Annotated in this window: 22 protein-coding genes and 1 other annotated feature; of the genes, 16 read left to right on the forward strand and 6 right to left on the reverse strand. The window is 45.2% G+C overall.

The window, feature by feature from the left end:
* Positions 1 to 68: 68 nt before the first annotated feature.
* The 11 genes from HFD99_RS13440 (at position 69) to HFD99_RS13490 (ending at position 10,441) form a co-directional block, all read left to right on the forward strand.
* Complete coding sequence (locus HFD99_RS13440; protein ID WP_025364670.1) at positions 69 to 863, forward strand: TIGR00282 family metallophosphoesterase; 795 nt, start codon at positions 69 to 71, stop codon at positions 861 to 863.
* A gap of 129 nt (positions 864 to 992) precedes the next feature.
* Positions 993 to 1,253 carry a stage V sporulation protein S gene (locus HFD99_RS13445; protein WP_007430104.1) on the forward strand — a complete coding sequence of 87 codons (261 nt, stop codon included), beginning with the start codon at positions 993 to 995 and terminating at the stop codon, positions 1,251 to 1,253.
* 118 nt (positions 1,254 to 1,371) lie between these two features.
* Positions 1,372 to 2,439: a dipeptidase gene (locus HFD99_RS13450; RefSeq protein ID WP_123797108.1), complete on the forward strand. Its 1,068-nt coding sequence runs from the start codon at positions 1,372 to 1,374 to the stop codon at positions 2,437 to 2,439.
* A 187-nt stretch (positions 2,440 to 2,626) separates the two neighbouring features.
* Positions 2,627 to 3,712: a low temperature requirement protein A gene (locus HFD99_RS13455; RefSeq protein ID WP_019687015.1), complete on the forward strand. Its 1,086-nt coding sequence runs from the start codon at positions 2,627 to 2,629 to the stop codon at positions 3,710 to 3,712.
* Positions 3,713 to 3,856: 144 nt separating this feature from the next.
* Entirely contained in the window at positions 3,857 to 4,429 is a 573-nt protein-coding gene (gene pduL, locus HFD99_RS13460) for a phosphate propanoyltransferase (protein WP_016821010.1), read from the forward strand.
* A gap of 299 nt (positions 4,430 to 4,728) precedes the next feature.
* Positions 4,729 to 6,282 (forward strand): tRNA (N6-isopentenyl adenosine(37)-C2)-methylthiotransferase MiaB, encoded by a 1,554-nt coding sequence (miaB, locus tag HFD99_RS13465; protein WP_019687016.1) that lies wholly within the window; start codon positions 4,729 to 4,731, stop codon positions 6,280 to 6,282.
* Between the two features lie 83 nt (positions 6,283 to 6,365).
* Positions 6,366 to 6,818 (forward strand): RicAFT regulatory complex protein RicA family protein, encoded by a 453-nt coding sequence (locus tag HFD99_RS13470; RefSeq protein ID WP_016821012.1) that lies wholly within the window; start codon positions 6,366 to 6,368, stop codon positions 6,816 to 6,818.
* Positions 6,819 to 6,940: 122 nt separating this feature from the next.
* A complete protein-coding gene (locus HFD99_RS13475) occupies positions 6,941 to 7,363 on the forward strand; it encodes a PaaI family thioesterase (protein WP_016821013.1) in 423 nt (140 codons plus the stop codon).
* A gap of 65 nt (positions 7,364 to 7,428) precedes the next feature.
* Positions 7,429 to 8,217: an NUDIX domain-containing protein gene (locus HFD99_RS13480; RefSeq protein WP_013370763.1), complete on the forward strand. Its 789-nt coding sequence runs from the start codon at positions 7,429 to 7,431 to the stop codon at positions 8,215 to 8,217.
* A gap of 67 nt (positions 8,218 to 8,284) precedes the next feature.
* On the forward strand, positions 8,285 to 8,851 hold the full coding sequence (locus HFD99_RS13485) for a cysteine hydrolase family protein (protein WP_045243842.1): 567 nt from the start codon (positions 8,285 to 8,287) through the stop codon (positions 8,849 to 8,851).
* A 126-nt stretch (positions 8,852 to 8,977) separates the two neighbouring features.
* The gene (locus tag HFD99_RS13490; protein ID WP_019687018.1) at positions 8,978 to 10,441 is read left to right on the forward strand and encodes a nicotinate phosphoribosyltransferase; all 1,464 of its coding nucleotides are present in this window, start codon (positions 8,978 to 8,980) and stop codon (positions 10,439 to 10,441) included.
* Positions 10,442 to 10,507: 66 nt separating this feature from the next.
* On the opposite strand, the gene HFD99_RS13495 is transcribed toward HFD99_RS13490, so the two are convergent.
* The gene (locus HFD99_RS13495; protein WP_016821016.1) at positions 10,508 to 11,023 is read right to left on the reverse strand and encodes a MogA/MoaB family molybdenum cofactor biosynthesis protein; all 516 of its coding nucleotides are present in this window, start codon (positions 11,021 to 11,023) and stop codon (positions 10,508 to 10,510) included.
* Between the two features lie 263 nt (positions 11,024 to 11,286).
* Between HFD99_RS13495 and HFD99_RS13500 the strand changes: the two genes are divergently transcribed.
* The 3 genes from HFD99_RS13500 to HFD99_RS13510 all read left to right on the forward strand — a co-directional run bounded on the left by HFD99_RS13500 (position 11,287) and on the right by HFD99_RS13510 (position 14,981).
* Positions 11,287 to 11,616, forward strand: a complete 330-nt coding sequence (locus HFD99_RS13500) for a four-helix bundle copper-binding protein (protein ID WP_016821017.1) — start codon at positions 11,287 to 11,289, stop codon at positions 11,614 to 11,616.
* Positions 11,617 to 11,693: 77 nt separating this feature from the next.
* Positions 11,694 to 11,952, forward strand: a binding site (T-box leader).
* A 59-nt stretch (positions 11,953 to 12,011) separates the two neighbouring features.
* Positions 12,012 to 13,736, forward strand: coding sequence for an arginine--tRNA ligase (gene argS, locus HFD99_RS13505; RefSeq protein ID WP_123797109.1), 1,725 nt, complete (start codon positions 12,012 to 12,014; stop codon positions 13,734 to 13,736).
* 276 nt (positions 13,737 to 14,012) lie between these two features.
* Positions 14,013 to 14,981, forward strand: a complete 969-nt coding sequence (locus HFD99_RS13510; RefSeq protein ID WP_123797110.1) for an S-layer homology domain-containing protein — start codon at positions 14,013 to 14,015, stop codon at positions 14,979 to 14,981.
* Positions 14,982 to 15,093: 112 nt separating this feature from the next.
* Here the strand turns inward: HFD99_RS13510 and HFD99_RS13515 are convergent, their stop codons facing one another.
* Both HFD99_RS13515 and HFD99_RS13520 read right to left on the reverse strand, forming a co-directional pair.
* Positions 15,094 to 17,184 carry an ABC transporter ATP-binding protein gene (locus HFD99_RS13515; RefSeq protein WP_025364675.1) on the reverse strand — a complete coding sequence of 697 codons (2,091 nt, stop codon included), beginning with the start codon at positions 17,182 to 17,184 and terminating at the stop codon, positions 15,094 to 15,096.
* Positions 17,184 to 18,941: an ABC transporter ATP-binding protein gene (locus HFD99_RS13520; protein ID WP_025364676.1), complete on the reverse strand. Its 1,758-nt coding sequence runs from the start codon at positions 18,939 to 18,941 to the stop codon at positions 17,184 to 17,186. The genes HFD99_RS13515 and HFD99_RS13520 overlap by 1 nt, the downstream gene beginning before the upstream one ends.
* A gap of 50 nt (positions 18,942 to 18,991) precedes the next feature.
* Here HFD99_RS13520 and HFD99_RS13525 point away from each other — a divergent pair, with 50 nt between their 5' ends.
* Together HFD99_RS13525 and HFD99_RS13530 are read left to right on the forward strand one after the other, a co-directional pair.
* Positions 18,992 to 19,192, forward strand: coding sequence for a hypothetical protein (locus HFD99_RS13525; protein WP_225164874.1), 201 nt, complete (start codon positions 18,992 to 18,994; stop codon positions 19,190 to 19,192).
* A 334-nt stretch (positions 19,193 to 19,526) separates the two neighbouring features.
* A complete protein-coding gene (locus HFD99_RS13530; protein ID WP_016821022.1) occupies positions 19,527 to 19,829 on the forward strand; it encodes a HesB/YadR/YfhF family protein in 303 nt (100 codons plus the stop codon).
* Between the two features lie 133 nt (positions 19,830 to 19,962).
* Here the strand turns inward: HFD99_RS13530 and HFD99_RS13535 are convergent, their stop codons facing one another.
* The 3 genes from HFD99_RS13535 to HFD99_RS13545 form a co-directional block, all read right to left on the reverse strand.
* Entirely contained in the window at positions 19,963 to 20,475 is a 513-nt protein-coding gene (locus HFD99_RS13535; protein WP_013370774.1) for a hypothetical protein, read from the reverse strand.
* 139 nt (positions 20,476 to 20,614) lie between these two features.
* Entirely contained in the window at positions 20,615 to 21,058 is a 444-nt protein-coding gene (locus tag HFD99_RS13540; RefSeq protein ID WP_013370775.1) for a DUF441 domain-containing protein, read from the reverse strand.
* A 23-nt stretch (positions 21,059 to 21,081) separates the two neighbouring features.
* A complete protein-coding gene (locus HFD99_RS13545; protein ID WP_016821023.1) occupies positions 21,082 to 22,053 on the reverse strand; it encodes a YpdA family putative bacillithiol disulfide reductase in 972 nt (323 codons plus the stop codon).
* Positions 22,054 to 22,243: the final 190 nt, after the last annotated feature.

Consider the following 22,243-nt stretch of genomic DNA (forward strand, 5'->3'; position numbering starts at 1 on the left):
CAATGAAAAGTGGCCGCTGCTTGTAGGGCCACTTTTCATTATGTAAGGCAGACTAGGGAGGGTTTTCTATCAACGTATTATTTATTGGAGACATCGTCGGCAGTGTAGGCAGAAAGGCACTGAGGGAGAATCTCCCTTCGCTAAAATCAAAATACAACCCGCATGTTATTATTGTGAACGGAGAAAATGCAGCTTCGGGAAGAGGAATTACTCAAGCCATCGCCAGAGAGTTTTTTGATTGGGGCGTTCATGGGATTACGATGGGCAATCATACATGGGACAATAAGGAAATATTTGATTTTATAGATGATGAGCCGCGGATCATCCGTCCGGCTAACTTTCCGCCAGGGACACCAGGTCGGGGTTACACTGTTGTAAAAGGTGGAGGTAAGGAACTAGCCATTGTTAACCTGCAAGGTAGAACCTTTTTGCCAGCTATTGACTGTCCATTTCGGGCAGCAGATGAAATTGTAGACGAGCTGCGCAAAAAACATAAACATATTCTAGTAGATTTTCACGCTGAAGCCACTTCCGAAAAAATTGCCATGGGCTGGCATCTGGATGGACGTGCATCAATCGTGGTAGGAACACATACACACGTACAAAGTAATGATGATACGATTTTGCCACAAGGAACTGCGTATCAGACAGATGCGGGAATGGTAGGTCCTTATGAGGGCGTGCTTGGTATGCAGAAAGAGGCTGTATTACAGAAATTTCAGACCCAGCTTCCGGTACGCTTTCAAGTGGACATGGGCAAATGGCACTTTCATGCCATCAGCGTAGAGCTCAATGATGACGATGGGAAAGCCCGTAAAATTCAGAAAATCAGGCTTAAAGAAGACGAATGGCGGATGGATTAACTTTGTTGTGAGCTACTTAAGGAAAGAATAAGGAAAACTGTCACCAAAAAGCAGGAATTTTTTGCTGACCCTCGAATAACATCTAATAGTGGAATCAAACCATCATCATTCCCAGGGGAGGTACTTACTATGGATGTATTAAAAGTATCAGCAAAATCCAATCCCAATTCAGTTGCAGGCGCACTCGCAGGAGTACTGCGTGAACGCGGAAATGCAGAATTACAGGCGATTGGAGCGGGTGCACTAAACCAAGCCATTAAAGCGGTAGCCATTGCCCGGGGATTTGTCGCACCAAGCGGAGTGGATTTGATTTGTATTCCTGCTTTTACAGACATTGTTATTGATGGAGAAGATCGAACTGCGATCAAACTGATTGTAGAGCCAAGATAATAAATGGAAGTTGCCTGAGCCTGTTTACGTTTTGTAAACGGGCTTTTTTGCTTTGTGGTTTAGTTACTATGGTTTTCAAAATAAATTTGTGGGCGTTAATCCAATGGGGGTATAGTGCATGAATGATAAGTTTGAAGCGAATTGGCCAGTTGTTGACCTTCACTGCGACGTGTTATGTAAAATGCAACTCGATTCGCAGGTAGATTTCAGTCATTCATCGCTTGATGTCACAAAAGAGCGTTTGCTAGAAGGCAACGTAAAGTTGCAAACGTTCGCTATATATATTTCACAGGTATTGGGTACGCCAAAATTTGAGCATGTGGTTCGTCAAATTGAACTGTTCAGGCAGCATGTGACTTCTACCTCAGGCGGGTTAAAACCTTTGCTATGGAGAGAGGAATTGGTAGCACTTAAAAATATGTCCGCTGCACGTCAAATGGAGCAAGTACACCAGACAGACGTGGAAAAGCAAGCTGGAAAGATAAGGAGTTGGGATGGTAATGGAACGAATCATGCAGAGTCACCTTGGGCTTTACTCTCACTTGAAGGGGTAGATGCGCTGGAAGGAAACCCGTTTTATGCGGATGTGTGCTATGCATTGGGAATACGGTTGATCGGGCTGACGTGGAATTATGCAAATTGGGCAGCTGATGGCATTATGGAGCTTAGAGGTGGTGGTCTAACCCGCAAGGGACGTGATTTGGTCAATCGGTGTAATAGTCTGGGACTGCTGCTAGATGTATCACACTTGTCCTTACAAGGCTTTTGGGAAGTGATGGAGGAGGCGGCCTTACCGCCCATCGCTTCGCATTCGAACGCCTTTGCGAGATGTGCTCATCCCCGTAACTTGCGGGACGAACAGATTCGGGCACTGATTGCCCGTAACGGACGAATTGGGTTGACCTTTGTCACGATGTTTCTGAAAGAGCAGGGTACAGTACACGCTGAGGATCTGTTACCGCACATTGAGCACATTTGTTCATTGGGTGGCGAAAGACATTTGATGTTCGGCTCTGATTTTGACGGTATCGAGGCCCATGTGAGAGGACTGGAGCACGCGGGGAAATATCCGGCTTTTGCAGAACTACTGCTGAAACATTACTCTGAGGAGCTGGTCAAGGGATGGCTTGGAGAACATGCACTGGACTATTTAAGAACAAATCTGCCATCTAAAATGTTGTCCTAAATAGCTTAATATCGCAGTTGTTTTCGGCTGAGCATTTTCTTGACAAAGCGAGAACGATTACGAAATAATTGGAGCATCCGAGGATTGCATGGTGCTAAAATAACGCTTTCCGAAATTGGGCATACGTAGAAGCGAGCCTGAAAGCACCATGCTATACCGCCATACTAGAGGGGAGCTCCGTTACATAATGCTGATAAAAAAGGTTACCTGGCTTGAACTCTTTTATGATTTATTGTTTGTAGCAGCTGTCTCCAAGGCGACTCATGTTTTACTACATGTTGAGCATGGTAGTGTTGGTTGGCATAATTTAGAGAAGTTTATTTTGATTTTTATTCCGATCTGGTGGGCATGGGTGGGGCAAACAGTCTATAACAATCGTTTTGGTCAAGACAGTATAATGCATCGAATTTTTATGATTTTGCAATTATTTTTTGTGTTAATCATGACTGCTAGTCTTAATATAGATTTTGATGCGTATTATGTATCTTTTTTTGTTGGCTATATTGGCTTAAGAGGTTTGACTGTCGTTCAATATTTGCTTTTGGCCCCCAAGGAAACGGCTCATAAACAGGAAACAGCTCGTTTTTTTGGAACCTATCTTTGGGTTGGGATCGTAATCTCTAGCTTCTCCCTTTTCTTCGACTCGTGGGTTCGATATTTAATTTTGTATATTGGCATTGCGGTTGATATCCTCGTTCCATTAATCGGTCGTAAAAAATTGGTGATCACACCTATCCATACAGAGCATCTTTTGGAGCGTTTTGCACAGTTCACCTTAATCCTGCTTGGAGAATCAGTGATAAGTATACTTTCTGTTTTACAATCCGATCATTTCACGATCTCTTCCATTGTATTTGCTGCTTTGACATTTGTATTGGTCATCGCAATCTGGTGGCAATATTTTGAGAATATAGAGAAGCGCGTAGACAAATCCAAACAAACAGCAGGACAGACTATTATCTATGGTCATTTGTTTATTTATCTTTCTCTTAGCATGCTTGCGGCTTCCATACAGCTCTTGTTTTTAGGGCAAGCAGCCTATACTTTTGTGCTTTGCTTTACTTTTGCTTCTGTTTTTATTTATTTTTTGTCAGTTTTGCTGGTATTCCATCAGTACAGATTGAGTCATCTTAAACCTCGTCTCAGAGTCATTCTTTTCTTAACTGGAATCCTCTGTGCGCTGTTTATTCTGAATATATTTATTGTAGTTCCTCATCTCATCGTAGCTGAGATCATGCTTTTCTTTCTTCTGTTTGCAAAAATGACGGTTTGATCCCAGTTTTATATGGACGATATGTATGGCTGGTTAGGGCGAAAAAGGGAACTTTATGCGCTATCCTTTTCTTTATTGTCGAAATAGGAGTATAATAGCATAGATGTGTAAAGTATTGTATAGAGAAAAAGGAGTGACCACACGATGACTAAAATCGTACCTGTCGGCGTTTCCGCCCGTCATATTCACCTGACTCAAGAGCATATTGAAATCTTGTTCGGAGCAGGCTATCAATTGACTGAATTTAAACCTTTGTCCCAACCAGGACAATTTGCCGCAAATGAAACGGTAGCTGTAATTGGTCCTAAAGGCCAATTTGATAAGGTTCGCATTTTGGGACCAGCTCGTCCAGCTTCCCAACTGGAAATCTCTCGCACAGATTCCTTTGCTATTGGTGTAAAGGCACCTGTACGCGAATCCGGTAGCATTGATGGTACACCAGGAATTACAGTGAAAGGACCAGCCGGAGAAGTGGAACTGCAAGAAGGCGTTATCGTAGCAGCCCGCCATATCCATTTCCATACATCCGATGCAGCTAAATGGGACATTAAGGACAAGCAGTTGCTGAAAGTACGTGTTGGCGGCGAACGTGGCCTTGTATTTGAAAATGTTCTTGCACGTGTGTCCGATTCTTTTGCTTTGGATATGCATATTGACACGGATGAAGCGAACGGAGCCGGTGTGAAAAACGGTGACACTGCTGAAATCGTAGACTAATACACGTATTGAATACACAAGTTGTAAAAGTCCGATTCTTGCAAAAGAGTCGGGCTTTTTTTATATGCTATAAATACACCAATGCTCACCTATATACATAAAAAACTTTGTGCATCACACTGCATCTGATTCGTATCCGGGGATGATCTATGGCTATGACCTATAAATCATGCTATAATTTAGTGTAATGCCTTTTTCAAAGGTTTTTTTGGAGCATAAAATAAAATAACCAACTGCCTAAAGATACAGTAAATCACAAATTAGCTCGTGAAATAGATGGTGTAAGGAGTGACCAGCGAATGGCTAAGGAAACAAAAGATTACTCCAAATATTTTGATTTCTCGGATGCGAAGATTATTTCTGAAGATGAGCATAGCAAAAAGATTCGTATTCGCGGACGTGAAATCAACATTATGGCGGAGCCGAACCATAGAAAAGAAAAGCAGCGTGGTAAAGAGGACGTACAGGTATTGTATGATAACGCAGTCCCGGATGAGCTAAAGCATATCGGTGAGGGCAAGCATTATATTGTATATACATTCGGTTGCCAGATGAATGAGCATGATTCCGAAACAATCAAAGGTTTGCTGGAGCAAATGGGCTACCAGGCAACCGAGGATCGGAAGGAAGCAGACATCATTTTACTGAACACCTGCGCTATCCGTGAAAATGCGGAAGATAAAGTGTTTGGTGAGCTGGGTCACCTCAAGCATCTCAAAACAGAAAAGCCAGGACTTTTGCTCGGTGTGTGTGGCTGCATGTCGCAGGAAGAGAATGTCGTGAACCGCATTATGCAAAAACACGGTTTTGTCGATATGATCTTTGGTACCCATAATATTCACCGTTTGCCTCAGCTCGTTAAGGAAGCACTCTTTAGCAAAGAAATGGTGGTCGAAGTGTGGTCCAAGGAGGGCGACATTATCGAAAACCTGCCGAAGAAGCGCGAGGGTATGCGGGCTTGGGTAAACATCATGTACGGCTGTGATAAGTTTTGCACCTATTGCATCGTTCCCTTCACACGTGGTAAGGAAAGAAGTCGCAGACCAGAGGATGTTATTGCTGAGGTACGGGATTTGGCCCGTCAAGGATTTAAAGAAATTACCTTGTTGGGTCAGAATGTCAATGCCTATGGCAAGGATTTGAAGGATATGAATTACAGATTCGGAGATCTGATGGATGATATGCGCAAAATCAATATTCCGCGTGTACGTTTTACGACCTCTCATCCGCGTGATTTTGACGACCATTTGGTTGAAGTCCTTGGTAAGGGTGGCAATCTGGTGGAGCATATTCATTTGCCTGTACAATCCGGTAATACGGATATATTGAAGAAAATGAACCGAAAATATACTCGTGAGCGTGTTCTGGAACTGGCCGCGAAGATAAAAGCAGCTGTTCCGCATGCTTCTCTGACAACGGATATTATCGTCGGTTTCCCGGGTGAAACAGACGAACAGTTCGAAGATACTCTATCTTTGGTGCGTGAAGTGGGCTATGACTTTGCCTACACATTTATTTATTCACCACGTGAAGGCACACCAGCGGCTTCGATGGAAGATAATGTGCCTATGTCGGTAAAAAAAGAGCGTCTCCGGCGTCTGAACATTGCTGTGAATCAAAACAGCCTTCGCTTTAATAGTCGATTGCGTGGCGAAGTGGTGGAAGTGCTGGTGGAAGGCGAGAGCAAAAATGACAGCAACGTGCTTGCTGGTCGGACTCGTTCCAATAAGCTTGTTCATTTTGAAGGATCGAAGGATCTGATTGGTTCCTTTGTCCAAGTTAAAATTACAGAACCTATGACCTTCTACATTAAAGGTGACTTGGTTCAAACGCCAGTAGCGGTTAACGGATAAAAAGAATAGTCTAGCGGGCTGCATGCGGTTTGAATAAAAGGCTGCGTGCAAGACCATCTAAGTGAGAAAAGGAGCGATAGACAATGACAGAGGAGCGGTTGCAACAAACAGAACTTCAATCGGCGGCGCGCCAGCATGATCATTTGGTCAATCGCGATATGATATTGGCAAAGGCCAAAGAGTTGGCGGGTATTCTGGGCAGCAGTGAGGAAGTACAGGTGTTCCGGAAAGCAGAAGAAAAGATTCAGGACCATGAGCGCATCCAGCAACTGATTGCAACGATGAAGAAGAAGCAAAAGGAAATTGTAGCATTTGAATCTTTAAAGAATCAAAAAATGATTGCTAAAATAGAGGCTGAACTTCAGGAGCTACAGGAAGAGCTTGACGGTATTCCAATTGTAACAGAGTTTCAGCAGAGCCAGGTGGAAATTAATGAGCTACTGCAAATGGTGATCACGGCCATCCGTGATACGGTTGCTGAAAAGGTGAACGTAGAAGAGGGGAAGGTCACTTCCTCCTCTAATTGCAGTGACTAGAATAAGATTTGTGGTGTGGAGGCTTAGCTTCCACGCCTTTTTTTCGGAAGCAATTAGTCATCGTATATGTTCATGGGACATCAAGAGAATTGCGACAGCATAGAAGGGATGGAAGAGAGGGAATGGATAAGTTGCGTAAGATGCTAGAGGGTGAAGATAATACCTTTTGGGAGTATTTAGGATGTGAGCTGATCACAGCTGACGCTAACGAGGCACATATCGCTTTGGAGGCCAAACAACATCATACCAATGTGATGGGGATTGTACATGGGGGGGTGCTCACTTCATTGATGGATCAGGCGATGGGGATGGTCAGTATGGCTTCAAGAAATATGGATCCATGTGTAACAACGAACCTGAATGTTCATTTCTTGTCAGCCATGGGACAAGGACGACTGGAGGTTAAAGCACGGATTATTCATCAGGGAGGCCGCACTATAACCACCGAGGCAGAAGTAAGGGATAGCGAAGGTACACTCGGTTGTACAGCTACAGCAACGTTCCGAGTGTTGCGTCAACAAGCAAGTGACTCAGGCAAGGCCTAACGCTTGACAAAAATTTTTATTATGTCATAATGAATTTATCAAAACGATATAATATGGTGATGCCAATGGATAGCAATCGTATAAACGAAGAGGCGCAGAAGGCGTCTTATAACATTAAGAAATACCGTACCCCGGATGGTGCTCCGGCGGATATCGTAATGTTTACTTTAACGAAGCGTGAGCGCAAGACGGTAACAAAGACATTGCCGATTCGTGAGCTGAAAGTGATGCTCATCAAGCGCCGGAGTTGGCCGTTTGCGGGACGCTGGGCGTTGCCTGGAGGGTTTTGTCAAGAAGATGAATCCATATATGGAGCGGCCAAGCGGGAACTGTTAGAGGAAACCGGTGTAGACGGCGGGCATCTGGAGTATTTGGGCGTATATAGTGGACCAGGCCGTGATCCGCGCGGGTGGATCATATCGCATGCTTTTTTTGCGCTGGTAGAAGAATGGATGCTAGAGCAACGGCAGGCGGCTGATGATGCTTCTGAGGTCGGGTTATTTACGATCAGAGAAGCGTTGGAGGAATTGGAGCTGGCGTTCGATCACCGGGATATCATAGTCGATGCTTATCGCAAGATTCAGTTGCAGATGCTTCAGACAACGATAGCCAAGCAGTTTTTACCGCCACATTTTACACTGGGTGAATTGTATCAGGTGATTCAGAGCGTCGTACCGGATTTCGAAGAGCCGAATTTTATTCGCAAAATAACATCGACTCGTAGCAGACAGGGAATACTGGAAGAGGTTCGGGATGAGAATGGTAAACCGCTGAGTTCCAATCAATATTCACAAAGACCGGCCCAGTTATATCGCTTTAGTGATAGAGTACCGCGTTTATCTATCTATACGTAACGTTTATTGGGATAGGTTACGCATAGAGCGTGCAATCTCACTTTGATGATAAGGAGCTGACTGTACGATGAAGGCACTGATTGTTATTGATTACACGAAAGATTTTGTGGACGGTAGTTTGCCTGTGGGACAACCTGCGATTGAGCTGGATGAACGGATCACAGCCATCACGCAAGCCTATGTAGAGCAAGGGGACTTTGTTGTCATGGCTGTTGATTTACATGAGGAGAATGACCCTTATCACCCGGAGAGTAAGCTGTTTCCTCCACATAATATACGTGGAACCGATGGACGACAATTGTATGGTAAGCTTCATCGCCTATATGAGCAACAAAGTGATCGTATCTACTGGTTGGATAAAACACGGTACAGTGCTTTTGCTGGTACAGATCTGGAACTCAGGTTGCGCGAACGCGGGATTCTGGAAGTACATCTGATTGGTGTGTGTACAGATATTTGTGTGCTGCATACGGCTGTAGATGCTTATAACAAAGGTTTTGCTATTACCGTATATAAGGACGCTGTGGCGAGCTTTAATCAGGCGGGACATGACTGGGCTTTGGGCCATTTTGAGGGAAGTCTTGGAGCCACGGTGTGGTCGGCTGAAGATACGCTTTTGCGCCAGAAGAAGTAAAATAACTGAATGATTGTGCACCAATGTCCGATAACAAAATGGAGTCGGATATTGCTGAATCTGGGCAGATAAGACGGTATGCCGTCACCAAGCCAGGGACCAGGGACAGTCAGAGAGGATGATACGATGAAGTCAACGAGCCTCGCATTACATACAGATAAATATCAGATTAATATGATGTACGCCCATTGGGTGAACGGAAGTCACCAACGTAAAGCTGTGTTCGAGGCGTATTTTCGTAAGCTCCCTTTCGGTAATGGATATGCCGTGTTCGCTGGTCTGGAACGCATTGTGAATTACATCTCAAATTTGCGGTTTACAGAAGAGGACATTCGCTATCTGTCAGAGCAGGAGGAAAAGTACGATCCCATGTTCATGGAGGCATTGCGCCAGTTTAAGTTTGGCGGAACGGTCCATTCGATGAAAGAAGGGGCGCTTGTTTTTCCAAATGAGCCTCTGGTCCGTGTTGAAGGAACAATTATGGAAACGCAGCTTGTCGAGACGGCGTTGTTGAATTTTATGAATTACCAGACACTCATTGCGACAAAAGCATCGCGTATCAAGCAGGTGGCCAGTGACGATACACTGCTCGAATTTGGCACACGGCGTGCGCAGGAGGCAGATGCAGCCATTTGGGGAGCGCGTGCTGCTTATGTTGCAGGTTTCGATGCGACTTCTAATATGCTCGCAGGCGAACATTTTGGGATTCCGACAAAAGGAACACATGCCCATTCATGGGTACAAACCTTTATGACGGAGCAAGAGGCGTTTGACGTGTATGCGAAGGTTTTGCCAGATCAGGTTACATTGCTGGTAGATACCTTTGACACGCTGGAGAGCGGTGTTCCTCATGCGATTCGGACAGCAAAGATGCTGGAGAGTCAAGGCAAGCGTATGAATGCCATCCGTTTGGATAGCGGTGATTTGGCTTATCTATCTATTCAGGCCCGGGAAATGCTGGATGCCGAAGGTTTGGATTACGTACAAATTGTTGCTTCCAACGATTTGGATGAAAATACGATTTTTAATCTAAAAGCCCAAGGTGCACGTATTGATGTATGGGGTGTAGGAACACAGCTGATTACGGCTTCAGATCAACCTTCATTAGGCGGAGTGTACAAGCTGGTTGAGCGGGAAGTAGACGGTGAAATGCTGCCGACAATTAAGATCTCGGGTAACCCGGAAAAAGTATCTACACCAGGTAAAAAGGATGTATACCGCATTGTAGACAAGAAGAAAGGGAGAGCTGTAGCTGATTACATTTCTTTCCCGGATGAAGAACGTCCGCGCAATGGTAAGCGCCTGAAGCTGTTTAACCCTTTGCATCCATATATGAAGAAGTATGTTGAAAATTACGAAGCTGTACCGATGCTTGAACCTATTTTTATAAATGGACAGAAGGTATACGAGCTTCCCGAACTGGATGAAATTCGTGCCTATCATGCTTCACAGTTGAAACTGTTTTGGCCAGAATATTTGCGGAAGCTGAATCCTGAAATTTATCGCGTAAATCTTAGCGAGAAGGTGTGGGAGCTAAAGCAAAAGCTGATTGATAGCTACATGCAGCCTGAAGTTGAAGAAAAAGAATAATGTGAAAAGGCACCTCATTCAAATATGGGGTGCCTTTTTGTGTCGGCGCATGTGTGGAATAGGAGCTTATTTATAAATTTCTCTCATCACATGTCGCAGTTCAGGGACAATAATGCGTTCCATTGCCAAACGAACGGCTCCGCGGGAGCCAGGCATAGAAAACACAGCTGTCTGGCCCACAGTACCCGCTACAGCCCGGCTTAATATAGCTGCTGATCCAATGTCCTCAGCAAAGCTTAAGTAACGGAAGATTTCACCAAAGCCAGGTAGTTCCTTATCCAGTAAAGAGGAGATGGCTTCATATGTAGTATCACGCGGAGAAATGCCAGTACCACCTGTTAAAAGTACAGCCTCGATGTCCTCATGTGCTGCAGCTTCGGTTACCAACTGTCGGATACCCTCATAGTCGTCTTTGACGATAACATATCGAACAACCTTATACCCATTCGTTTCTAGTAGTTCCTTGAGCAGTCGTCCCCCAGTATCGGTTTCCATGGTTCGTGTATCAGAGACGGTCACGACCATGCAGTTAACCTGCTGCGGAGACTCCCGTCGGTGCTCCTCTACAGATGTTATGTTCATTACAATCTTCACTCCTTGATTCATGGTTAAGCATATTCTTTTTTTACAATAGAGGAATGACCGACTGGATGCAAGTCAGAAACGAGGGATAAAAAGTTATGTGATTAATATCCTTGCGCTTGCACCTTGGAATATAGTACACTTCCTTACATAAGTCGGGATTTTCTGGGTTTATTTTGTTGAAAGCGCGAACATCAATTGATTAATTTCAAGGCTCAGCGGGTAATAGTACAGCAGGATCAACAACTGGGAGGTAATGTATTATGAATCATTCATACCAAAAATGCGTGGATGCTTGCCTGGAATGTATGAACGCTTGCAATGTATGCTATGTAGCAAGTTTGAAGGAATATGATTTAGCTATGCTGCGTGAATGTATTCGAGTGAGTAGGGAATGCGCAGAGATATGTGGGTTTGCTGCTCAAATGTTGCAGCGCGGAACGGATTTTGCCGAGGAAATCTGTGAGCTATGCGCCAAAGCCTGTGAGGTATGTGCTGCTGAATGTAGCAAGCATTCCCATAATCATTGCAAACATTGTGCAGAGGCCTGCCGTCATTGTGTTGAGGCTTGTCGCCAATTGGTGGCAGTGTAATTACATATACAGAACTAGTCCCTGAAGAGGGAATAAAAGGTTGCTTTCTACTAAATAGGTTTGTATAATGGTGGGAATTAACGTCAAGGAACGGGAGAGTAGCAACGGAACCGTATCATTACAGCGAGCCGGAAGAGGTGGAAGCCGGTATGAAATCCGATGTGAAGCGCACCCGGGAGACGGTTGATCCAACGATAAGAACTTCTAGTAGATCAACCCGGCTGACACCGTTATTTGTCAATGGAGTGAAATCGCGATTTGTGTAAGCTAGCTTTATCTACACAACCGATTTACGAAGAGTGGTACCGCGGGGATATCGAAGTTCTCGTCTCTTGATTATATCAAGAGACGAGGGCTTTTTTTGTTAGATCCTATAAAAAGAAGGAGAGAGGAACATGTTGTTGATGATTGCTACCCAAGCTATTTTAGCTCATACGGGCTTGGAGGAGAAAGAAGTTTTATCTTTATTCGAGGTGCCTCCGCAGCCTGAATGGGGAGATGTGGCGTTTCCCTGTTTTGTGCTGGCTAAGAAATTTCGAAAGTCTCCACAGCATATTGCAATGGAATTGGCAGAGCTAGTAAGTCATGAAGCGGGTCTAACCGCTACAGCATCGGGTGCCTATGTAAATATTACATTGGATCGATCTGTTCATATTCCACCGATGCTTGCTGAATTGAGCAAGACTGAGTTTCTCAAGCCCAATATTGGGCATGGACAGCGAGTAGTAATTGATATGTCCTCGCCCAATATTGCGAAACCATTTGGTATCGGTCATCTTCGCTCTACTGTTATCGGTGCCGCCTTGTATCGCATACTTGGTGAAACCGGATATGTACCGATTAGTGTGAATCATCTAGGGGATTGGGGAACACAATTTGGCAAGCAAATTGCGGCCTATAAAAGATGGGGTAATGAAGAGCAGCTACAACAGGATCCGATCGGGGAATCATTGAAGCTATATGTCCGTTTTCATCAGGAGGCTGAGCATGACCCGTCTTTGGAGGATGAAGGCCGCGAGTGGTTCCGACGTTTGGAGCACGGGGATACTGAGGCTCAACAACTATGGGAGTTTTTTGTTGAAGTCAGTCTGGGTGAATTTGATCGTATGTACCAACGTCTTAACATTTCGTTTGACCATGTGTTGGGGGAAAGCTTTTACAATGATAAAATGCAGGCAGTTGTTGCCCAATTAAGAGCAAAAGGACTGCTGGAGGAAAGTGATGGAGCACTTGTGGTTCGTCTGGAAGACGAGCAGCTGCCGCCGTGTCTTATTTTGAAAAAGGATGGGACTACCATTTATCCCACCCGTGATCTGGCAACAGCGATTTATCGTCATGAAGTGATGAAGGCTGATCGGCTGCTGTATGTCGTTGGCGGGGAACAGAAGTTACATTTCCAACAGGTATTTGCGGTGCTCAAGCATGCAGGGGAGGCATGGGCACCGCAATGTGAGCATGTACCCTTTGGTTTAATGCGGTTTGCAGGCAAAAAAATGTCCACAAGACGCGGCAAGGTGGTGAAACTGGAGGAAGTGCTGGATGAAGCTGTAGCGCGTGCTCAAGCCATTATTACGGAGAAGAATCCCAATTTGCTGGAACAAGAGGCAATAGCAGAAGATGTCGGCATCGGAGCGATTATTTTTGGCGATTTAAAAAATAACCGTCTGAATGAAGTGGATTTTTCGTTGGAGGAGGCATTGACCTTCGAAGGTGAGACTGGCCCTTATGTTCAGTATACCCATGCGCGTATACGCAGCCTTCTGGAGAAAGCTCGCGCTCGCGCTGAGGTTGATTCTAATTCCAGTGACAACGTCCTTGGTCAAGAAGGGCATTCTCCTGAATGGAATATCGTTTCGGATGAAATGCTGGGTGACGCAGGCTGGGCCTTGCTTAAGCAGTTGGATCGCTATCACGGGCAGCTGATACGTGCTGCTCAGCAACTGGAACCTTCGGTTATTGCGAGATTTGCATTAGATACGGCACAGGCGTTCAACCGTTTTTATGCTAAGGAAAGGATTGTCGATGGTGGACAGTGGCGCATTCAGTTGGCGGAACAGACTGCAGATATGCTGGCAAGTACACTGCGACTTCTTGGACTGAAAGCCCCTAACCGGATGTAAGCTACCACAAGTGGGTATTTTTGTTAGGTACACTGCTGCTTTTGCTAGCTAAAATTACTGCGAATCAGCTCTTTTCTCTAAAAGGTGCTGCAAAAGGAAAACTATCATAGACACTTTTGGGTTTGCATGGAGATGGTGAGCAGAAAAGAGCAAGACGGGTTACACTAATCGCAGGGTATTCCATTGTTTTGCAACCAATTTGTGCATATTTGAAACATTTGATGGTTTTATTGCGTCCGTAAGTATAGAAGCAAAGTAAACATGGAGGTGTATCTCATGATCAAAAATAAAAGCGTGGCAGCTGCGCTGCTTGTCGTCTGTTCATTGGCTGTGGCTACGTCGGCTTCTGCTTTTCGTGATATAAAGGGAGCTGAGCAGGAGAAGATCGTAAGTTCACTTCAGAACAAAGGAATTATTCAAGGGATAACCAAGGATAAGTTTGCACCGGATCAAACGCTCACGTATGCACAAGGAGTACACTTGGTTGTTCGGGCGATGGATCTTCAGGTTATGCCTGATTTTACAACGGGCTCCTTTGCAAACATTCCGACTTCCGCATGGTATGCCGATTCCTATCGGATTGCAGTCCAGCACCAAATCCCTCTGTCACCGGATATTGATCCAAGTACCCGCATGACTAGGGAGCAATTCGCGAATATTCTGTATAAAGCAGTGAGTGCAACGGGTGAATATCCAACGGTCCGTATGCTTATTAACATAGCAGATGGCAAAAAATTAGACCAAGAGTCGAACGAAGCAGTTCAATTTCTTTTGTTGACCAAAATTGCAACATTGGATGAAAAGAGTAACTTTAACCCGGATCGTAAAGTAACGCGGATGGAGGCAGCAGAAATGGTCTATCATGCATCCGAGTTTGTACAAAATCATAAACCGGTGCAAGCCACTCCGGAAAATCCAGCTGAGCCTGTAGATTCAGATCAACAAACCAATATTAGCATGAGCATAGAGAAGGCGAATGACCAGCAGAACAAAGTAACAATCACCCGTCTTCAGGCACCTAATCCAGGTTACGGTATTGAAGTGGATCACATCGACTACGTAGATGATACGAATGCGGTCATTTACTACAAGCTGACGAGTCCAAAACCAGGGGAAATGAACATTCAAGTCATTACAGATACCCACACCAGTACATTGATAGATAGTAAGTATAAGGTTACGCTCAAAGCAGTCGATGGAACAGTGCTTCCTCCCACAGGTACAGGCACGTCTGTAGCTAAATAAAACGACAAGATATGTCATATATAAAATAAAGCCAGCGAGTCCCCAATATGAATGGAGACCGCTGGCTTTTTCATGCTAAATATTAATTGTTAGCCCCAGGCTCTAGTATTATTTAAGCTTTAAATGCGACTTTACCTGTAAGCAAGTCATTTTGCGCAGAAGGTGTAGCTGAGGAAGACGCAGATTCTGCTGCAACCGTTCCTGACTGAAGCTGATACATTTGGAAGTAACGTCCACCCTGGGCCATAAGCTCGTCATGGCTACCCCGTTCAACAATTTCACCCCGATGCAGCACCAAAATTTGGTCTGCACTACGAATGGTGGACAAACGGTGGGCAATGATAAAGGTCGTACGTCCCTTTTTGAGCACTTCAAGAGCAGATTGGATGAGCGCTTCCGTTTCGGTATCAATATTGGCGGTAGCTTCATCCAGAATTAAAATGGCCGGATCAAAGGCTAACGCGCGAGCGAAAGAAATAAGCTGACGTTGCCCGGCGGATAAGGTGCTGCCTTTTTCAATAACAGGCTCATCAAATCCTTGGGGCAAATGGGCTAGCAGTTTGTCGGCGCCAACGTCATGCAGCGCTTTATTCACCTGCTCTCTCGTGATTCTACTATCTCCAAGACTGACATTAGAGGCTACCGTACCTGTGAACAAATATGGATCTTGAAGAACAATACCCATATGATGGCGAAGCCATTGCTTAGGAATACTTTTGACAGGCGTTCCGTCAATGGTGATCGTTCCTTTTTGCGGATCATAGAACCGGAATAGCAGGTTGATAATCGAGCTCTTACCTGATCCGGTATGCCCGACAAGAGCAACCGTTTGGCCGGGCTGTGCTGTAAAGGAAATATGCTTAAGCACATCATCCTTTTTGTAGGCAAAGGAAACATCATTAAATTCTACCTGGCCTTTGTAACGCGGCATCGTACCATCTGTCACCGGCTCTCCAGTTTCGTCCATCAATTCAAATACGCGTCCTGAGGATACGATGGAAGTATCCAGTACGGCGAGCTGGTTGACCATCCCCGTTATAGGTTGGAACAATCGACCCAGCACATCGACGAAGGCATACAATACCCCTAGTGATATCGCACTACCTGTAGTGCCAAGCGCCGCAGATCCAAAATACCACAACACGACAGCGAAGGCGAGGTTTCTCAACACGTTGACCAAATTGTGCGAAGTAAAAGCGTTCAAATTCAGCATTTTATTCTGATGCTTCATATAGTCATCATTTAACTCTTCAAACTCTTGCTGTGTTTGTTTCTGATGCCGGAATACACGAATAATGGACATCCCCTGAATGGATTCATTAATAATCGCATTAATCTCGCTGAGCCTGGATCGGATGATCGTGTTATAGCGGGTTGCAACCTTGCGGTACAATACAATCCATAAGATCAGCAACGGTACAATAAATAGAGAGATAAGACCCAGTCTGAAATCCAGTAGAAAGAGTGCCACATATACCCCTGCCATCGTTACAATCCCTGAAGTGAAGTTTGAGAGTACAGCCACAAACAAATCTTTGACTGCCTCCGTGTCATTCGTAACACGGGATACGACCTTGCCTGCGGGTAAGTTATCAAAAAAGTAAACTGGCAAGCGCTGAATGTGTGCATAGAGATCAAGCCGAAGCTTCTGAATGACTTTGTTCGCCGAGGATTGCAGCCAGTATGTTTTGCCGAACTCGGCAAAAATCGAAACGACTAAAAAGAAGCAATACCACCCAATCAGCTGAAAAATGCCGGGCATTTCCGGTTTGTAAAAGCTATACAGCTCATCAGCCGTTAGAGCCTTAGCTTTATAATGAAAGGTGTCGGAGCCGCGTGTCACGGTCAGCGTACCGTTCGTAAAGGATCGGTTACCATCCGCTACCTGGACGGAACCATCGACAAATACAAAAGATCTGCCGACTTGTAAAATCCTCGCTTCGCGCCCTTTGGTCTCCCCGGCCTCAAAGCGATCTTCACGTTTAAAATGGGTTCCAGCATAACTTACAGTGCCGTCCACACTAGTCGTTTCATAAAATGGTTTTTCAATAGCGAGCATGTGGTCGTCAATCATCGTTTTGGCGATGAAGGGACCGGCCAGCTCAGCGGCTACTCCAATAGCCAGGGCGATGAGAGCGGCAATAAAACCCGCTTTGCTCGTCAGTGCATACTGGAACAGCCTTTTGCCGATATTGGGTTTCATTAGGATACCTCCCCTGAGGTCAGATCAGATTCCACTTGTTGCCGTTCATATTGTTGTCGGTACCATCCGTCAGCTTGAAGCAGCTCATTGTGGGTTCCTTCCTCAATAATACGTCCTTGCTCCAGCACGACGATCCGATCTGCATGCTCTACAGCCGATAGACGGTGGGTGGAGATCAAGGTTGTTTTACCCGAGCGTTTATGACGGATATTGTCAATAATACGTGCTTCCGTGCGGGCATCTACTGCTGATAGTGCATCGTCGAGTACTAGAATATCCGGATCACCAATAAAGGCGCGCGCAAGCGAAACACGCTGCTTCTGACCGCCGGACAGGGCGATGCCTTTTTCTCCAACCAATGTATCCAGTCCATCGGACAGAGTTCCCAGATCCTGATCAAAGGCGGCCGTACGAATCGCTTCCATGATGTAATCATCATCGGCCCCAGGCTTTCCGAACTGAATGTTCTCGCGCACCGATTTGGAGAACAAAATTTGTTCTTGCGGCACGTAGCCAATCCAGCTGTGTAATTGTTCCGCTGCAATGTCCTCCAGCCGAGTGCCGGAGATTAAAATATCACCACTGCCAGTCGGATATTCATGCAATAGCTGTTTGAGCAAAGTGGATTTTCCACTGCCTGTTCGACCGACGACACCTAGTGTTTCTCCACGTTTGAGCTCCAGATTCACATGTGACAGATTGTCAACCGTGGAGGTAGGATAACGAAAAGTAACGTCTTTCATAGTGATGGATTCGGGATGATCCACTGGAACAGGTTGGGCTACATCCTGAACGTCTGGCTGGACATCGAGAGTTTCATTGACCCGGTCCAGGGAAGCGCTACCGCGCTGCATAATGTTAATCAGTTCGCCAATGGCAAACATCGGCCAAATCATCATTCCTAGATACATGTTAAAAGATACCAGTTCGCCTAGCGTGATATCGTTATGAAATACCAGATAAATACCATACCCGAGTCCGATAACGTAACTAAGTCCTACACATAAACGGATTGTTGGTTCAAAGAGAGCATCCATTCGAGCCACTGCCAAGTTTTTACGAAACACATCCTCAGTAATATCGGCAAAACGTTTTTCGTCCATTCGTTCTTGCACATAAGCCCGAATGACACGGATACCAGCCACCGACTCCAGCACCTGGTCGTTCATATCGCCAAATGCATCTTGTGCTAGTGTGTAACGCTCATGTACGGCTTTACCGTAAATACTCATGGCCAGCGCAATAAAAGGAAGGGGCAGAATGGCCGCCAGTGTTAGCTTCCAGCTAATCAGGGTGCCCATGGCAACCAATACAACGGTAAGGTAGACAGTGGAGTCCGTTAATGTCAACATACCGAAGCCTGCTGTACTTGCGACAGATCGAAGATCGTTCGTGGCACGAGCCATCAGATCGCCTGTACGATTGCGTTCAAAAAATGGAGGGGTCATCCGCAGCAGATGATTCATAAAACGTGTGCGCAATAGGCGCTCCACCAGATTAGCACCACCAAACAGCTTGTGCATCCATATGTACGTAATGTAGTAGATGACGGCAAGAATGCCTATGATGTACAAAATATAACGCCAAAGCGAGGACCAGGAAATCGAACCGCGTACAATCTCATCAATGGCGCTGCCTAGCAGCCGAGGTGGAGCAAGCTCCAAAACGCCAACCGCAATCAGCAAAAACAATCCAATGGCGTATCGGCTTCGTTCTCTTTTAAAAAACCAGCCTAAATTTTTGAGTACTGAGAACAAGAGGAATCCCATCCTTTCATGTCAAGTTCATTCGAGAGTTGTGTACCATTTTGAAGAAACAACAGCGGCTTGCTGCCACAAGTACGATTCGGCAACAGGCGCAAAAAAGGCATACCGTCCGCAGACGATATGCCTTAAATCTCAATATCATATGGCGTGCAGGTATTTTCAGCACACTCACCACTGAAAAACTGCTCAAACGCAGGCAGCCACTCGTATTAAACCATACAACAGAAATGGCCCAATTCTAAAGGATGCGACAGGGGAGATGCTCCGGTATGAAGTTGTTTTGTTTGTAGATGTGGGTGAAATACAATCATAAATTTTAGCACCGGAAACACTCCTTTCTTCCTCAAAATGGGGTTATTCTTACATGAGTTATCGTTCAAATTGGTAATAAATTTCAAAATGGATCTCGTATGGTTGAATCTTAACACCCTTTTTTACGAATTGTCAAACCTTTTTCAAAAAAATGTATATGACTTGTCCAGGAAGCCGCATGGGGAGAGACGGTTGGTCGTTATTCCAAAAGATGCTATGATATAGTTAACAGGACGTCATTGTACAAGGAGATGAGCATAACGCATGAGCATACAGGTAACTGAACCTGCGGCACAGTGGTACATTAAGGAGCTCGGTTTGAATCGTGGAGATTCCATCCGTTTTTTTGTTCGCTATAGTTCCGGCGGTGGGTTGCATCCAGGCTTTTCTCTGGGAATTGCCGTAGAGCCTCCGCAGCACCCTGCATTACAGCATGAAGCGGCTGGCATTACGTTTTATATGGAGGACCAGGATTACTGGTATCTGAAGGGTCACCATCTGGAAGTTAAGTATTTGGAGGAACATGACGACATTATTTACACCTATGAAAAGGATGAACAAGCTTAATGCCTCCACGTTAAAAATAGCATGCTAGTAATGGTTTATGGACATGAAAAGCGGCGGAGTATCGTGTGGCAGGGGATGAACCTGCACATGATACTCCGCCGCTTTATTGTGGTTAGGGCAGAATGCCGTATTGTTAAGGGTTGTTAAACATCGGACCATCGACTGCAAAATCAAAATCATCAATATCGTACACATGTACAGGTACGGAAGCTTCGATAATGCGGTGAATCCAGTCCAGTTGATCAGTCAGGATGGGTAATGCTTCACGCTGAGCTGTCAACACCAGTTCGGTTTCAATCGGATCAAAATATTCTCCGTAATGCGCCGTATCAACAGCATTAATGACAATGAGTGATGTATTGGCATCGAATAGGATTGGCAAGCTTTTCGCCCAAGGCATCTGAAGGGCACGCCGAATTTTTTTCTGATTCAACGGTTCTTCAAAATAACTGATCAGCTCACTTACTTTTCGCTTCACATGTTGATCGTCCATAGGGTTATCCATGAGAGGCTCTGTACTGTCCTGGAATTCGTACAGCTCTAGCAGTGATGTGTAAGGCACTATATATTCCACAGGGGCGGGAGATGTAAGCAGCTGGCCATATATAGCCACCATTACAGCTTCCGTTACAAATTGTCGAGACATCGGTCAAGCCTCCTGCATTTACCAAATTATGCGATTTGAGTATAACACAAAGCGGGACTGAATTCAGCCAGATATGCAGATTGCCATCATTCATTTGTATATTTGTTGAACGGCTCTTTTCAATCCTGTGTCTAGAAATTTAGGAGCGACCGATTAATAAGGAGAGCAGCCCGGCAGCAATCAGAGGTCCAACAGGAACCCCTTTAAAGAAGGCAACGCCAATGACGGTCCCGATCAGTAGACCTGTCACAATAATAGGCTGTCCGGACATCAAAGTTACTCCGCGGCCGCCAAGGTAGGCTACCAGAATTCCGATACCAATCGCGAGCAGGGACTTCCAGTGCAGGAAGGACTCTGTCACCTGATTGATGCTGATTTTACCGCTGGCTAGCGGGGTCATGACCCCAATCGTCAAAATAATAATTCCGATCGTCAAGCCATACTTTTCAAGCCAGGGGAAAGCAGTATGAAAGCTGGTTACCCGCAGCAGTAGTAGTACTACCATAGCAATCGTCACGGTTGAGTTGCCACTGATAATTCCAAGGCCAGCCAGTACCAGTAGGATAAGTGAGCTGTAATCCATTTCAGTTGTTCTCCTTCGATCGTTTAACTTTGGATATGTTCGGCGATTTGACGCCCGTGCCAGCGACCTGTTTCGATAAACACTTCATTGGCATTGCTGCCTGAAGCGATAACTCCGGCGACATATATACCTGGGATGTTAGTTTCCATCGTGGCAGGATTAAATTCGGGTTTGTCCAGATCTTCAGCCATGTGGACGCCGACAGACTCCAGTAGTTTTCGTTCTGGGTGAAATCCAGTCAGTGCCAGTACAAAATCATTTTCGAGCTGGAATGCTTCTGTGTTCATCGGAGTGACGATAACATGGTCTGGATGAATTTCAGTAATGCGTGCGCCTAAGTGCAGTGTGATCTTCCCTTTTTGTACCATACTGTCGAACAATGGACGAACCCACGGTTTGATATATGGAGACAACTCATTACGACGATAAACCATATCAATCGTAGCCCCGACCCGCACCAATTCCATTGCAGCATCTACCGCAGAGTTACTACCGCCGATGACTGCGACCCGGGTTCCTGTATAGGGGTGGGCTTCGCTGAAATAGTGAGTGACTTTATCCAATTGTTCCCCGGGAATGCCCAGATAGTTCGGATGATCAAAATATCCCGTAGCCACGACGACATAGCGTGAAGAATAGCTCTTGGTTATTTCCCGTTTGCTTAGAGTATGTACGGTAAATGTACCGTCTTCCTGCCGCTGAATGGATTGAGCCTCCTCATAATGCTGAATGTCCAGGTTATAATGTGAGGCTACTTTGCGATAGTACGCAAGTGCTTCATGACGAAAAGGCTTGTCATTGGGAGTGCTGAACGGAACATCACCGATTTCCAATAGTTCAGCGGTGCTAAAAAACTGCATATTTGTTGGATACAGAAAAATGGAGTGAACGATGTTGCTTTTTTCAATAATGATCGTACGCAAACCTCTGCGGCTGCATTCGATTGCAGCGGATAGTCCGCAAGGTCCGCCACCGATAATGATTACGTCGTGCATTTGGATGAACCTCCAGTTGTATTAGTTTATTTCGTCAAACGGATCTCAGAATTGATGCAAATAGCTCAGTGTGTGAGAAGTTTTCAAATAATAATCCTACCGTAATGTGTGCACAATATCCAGCCGTTTTCAGAAAGAGATGATGGAAGAGAGAATTGACAGAAACATTTGACAAACATATAATTAGATA

It is taken from the genome of Paenibacillus sp. EKM301P (assembly GCF_011800295.1).
In the GTDB taxonomy this organism is placed as follows: domain Bacteria; phylum Bacillota; class Bacilli; order Paenibacillales; family Paenibacillaceae; genus Paenibacillus; species Paenibacillus polymyxa.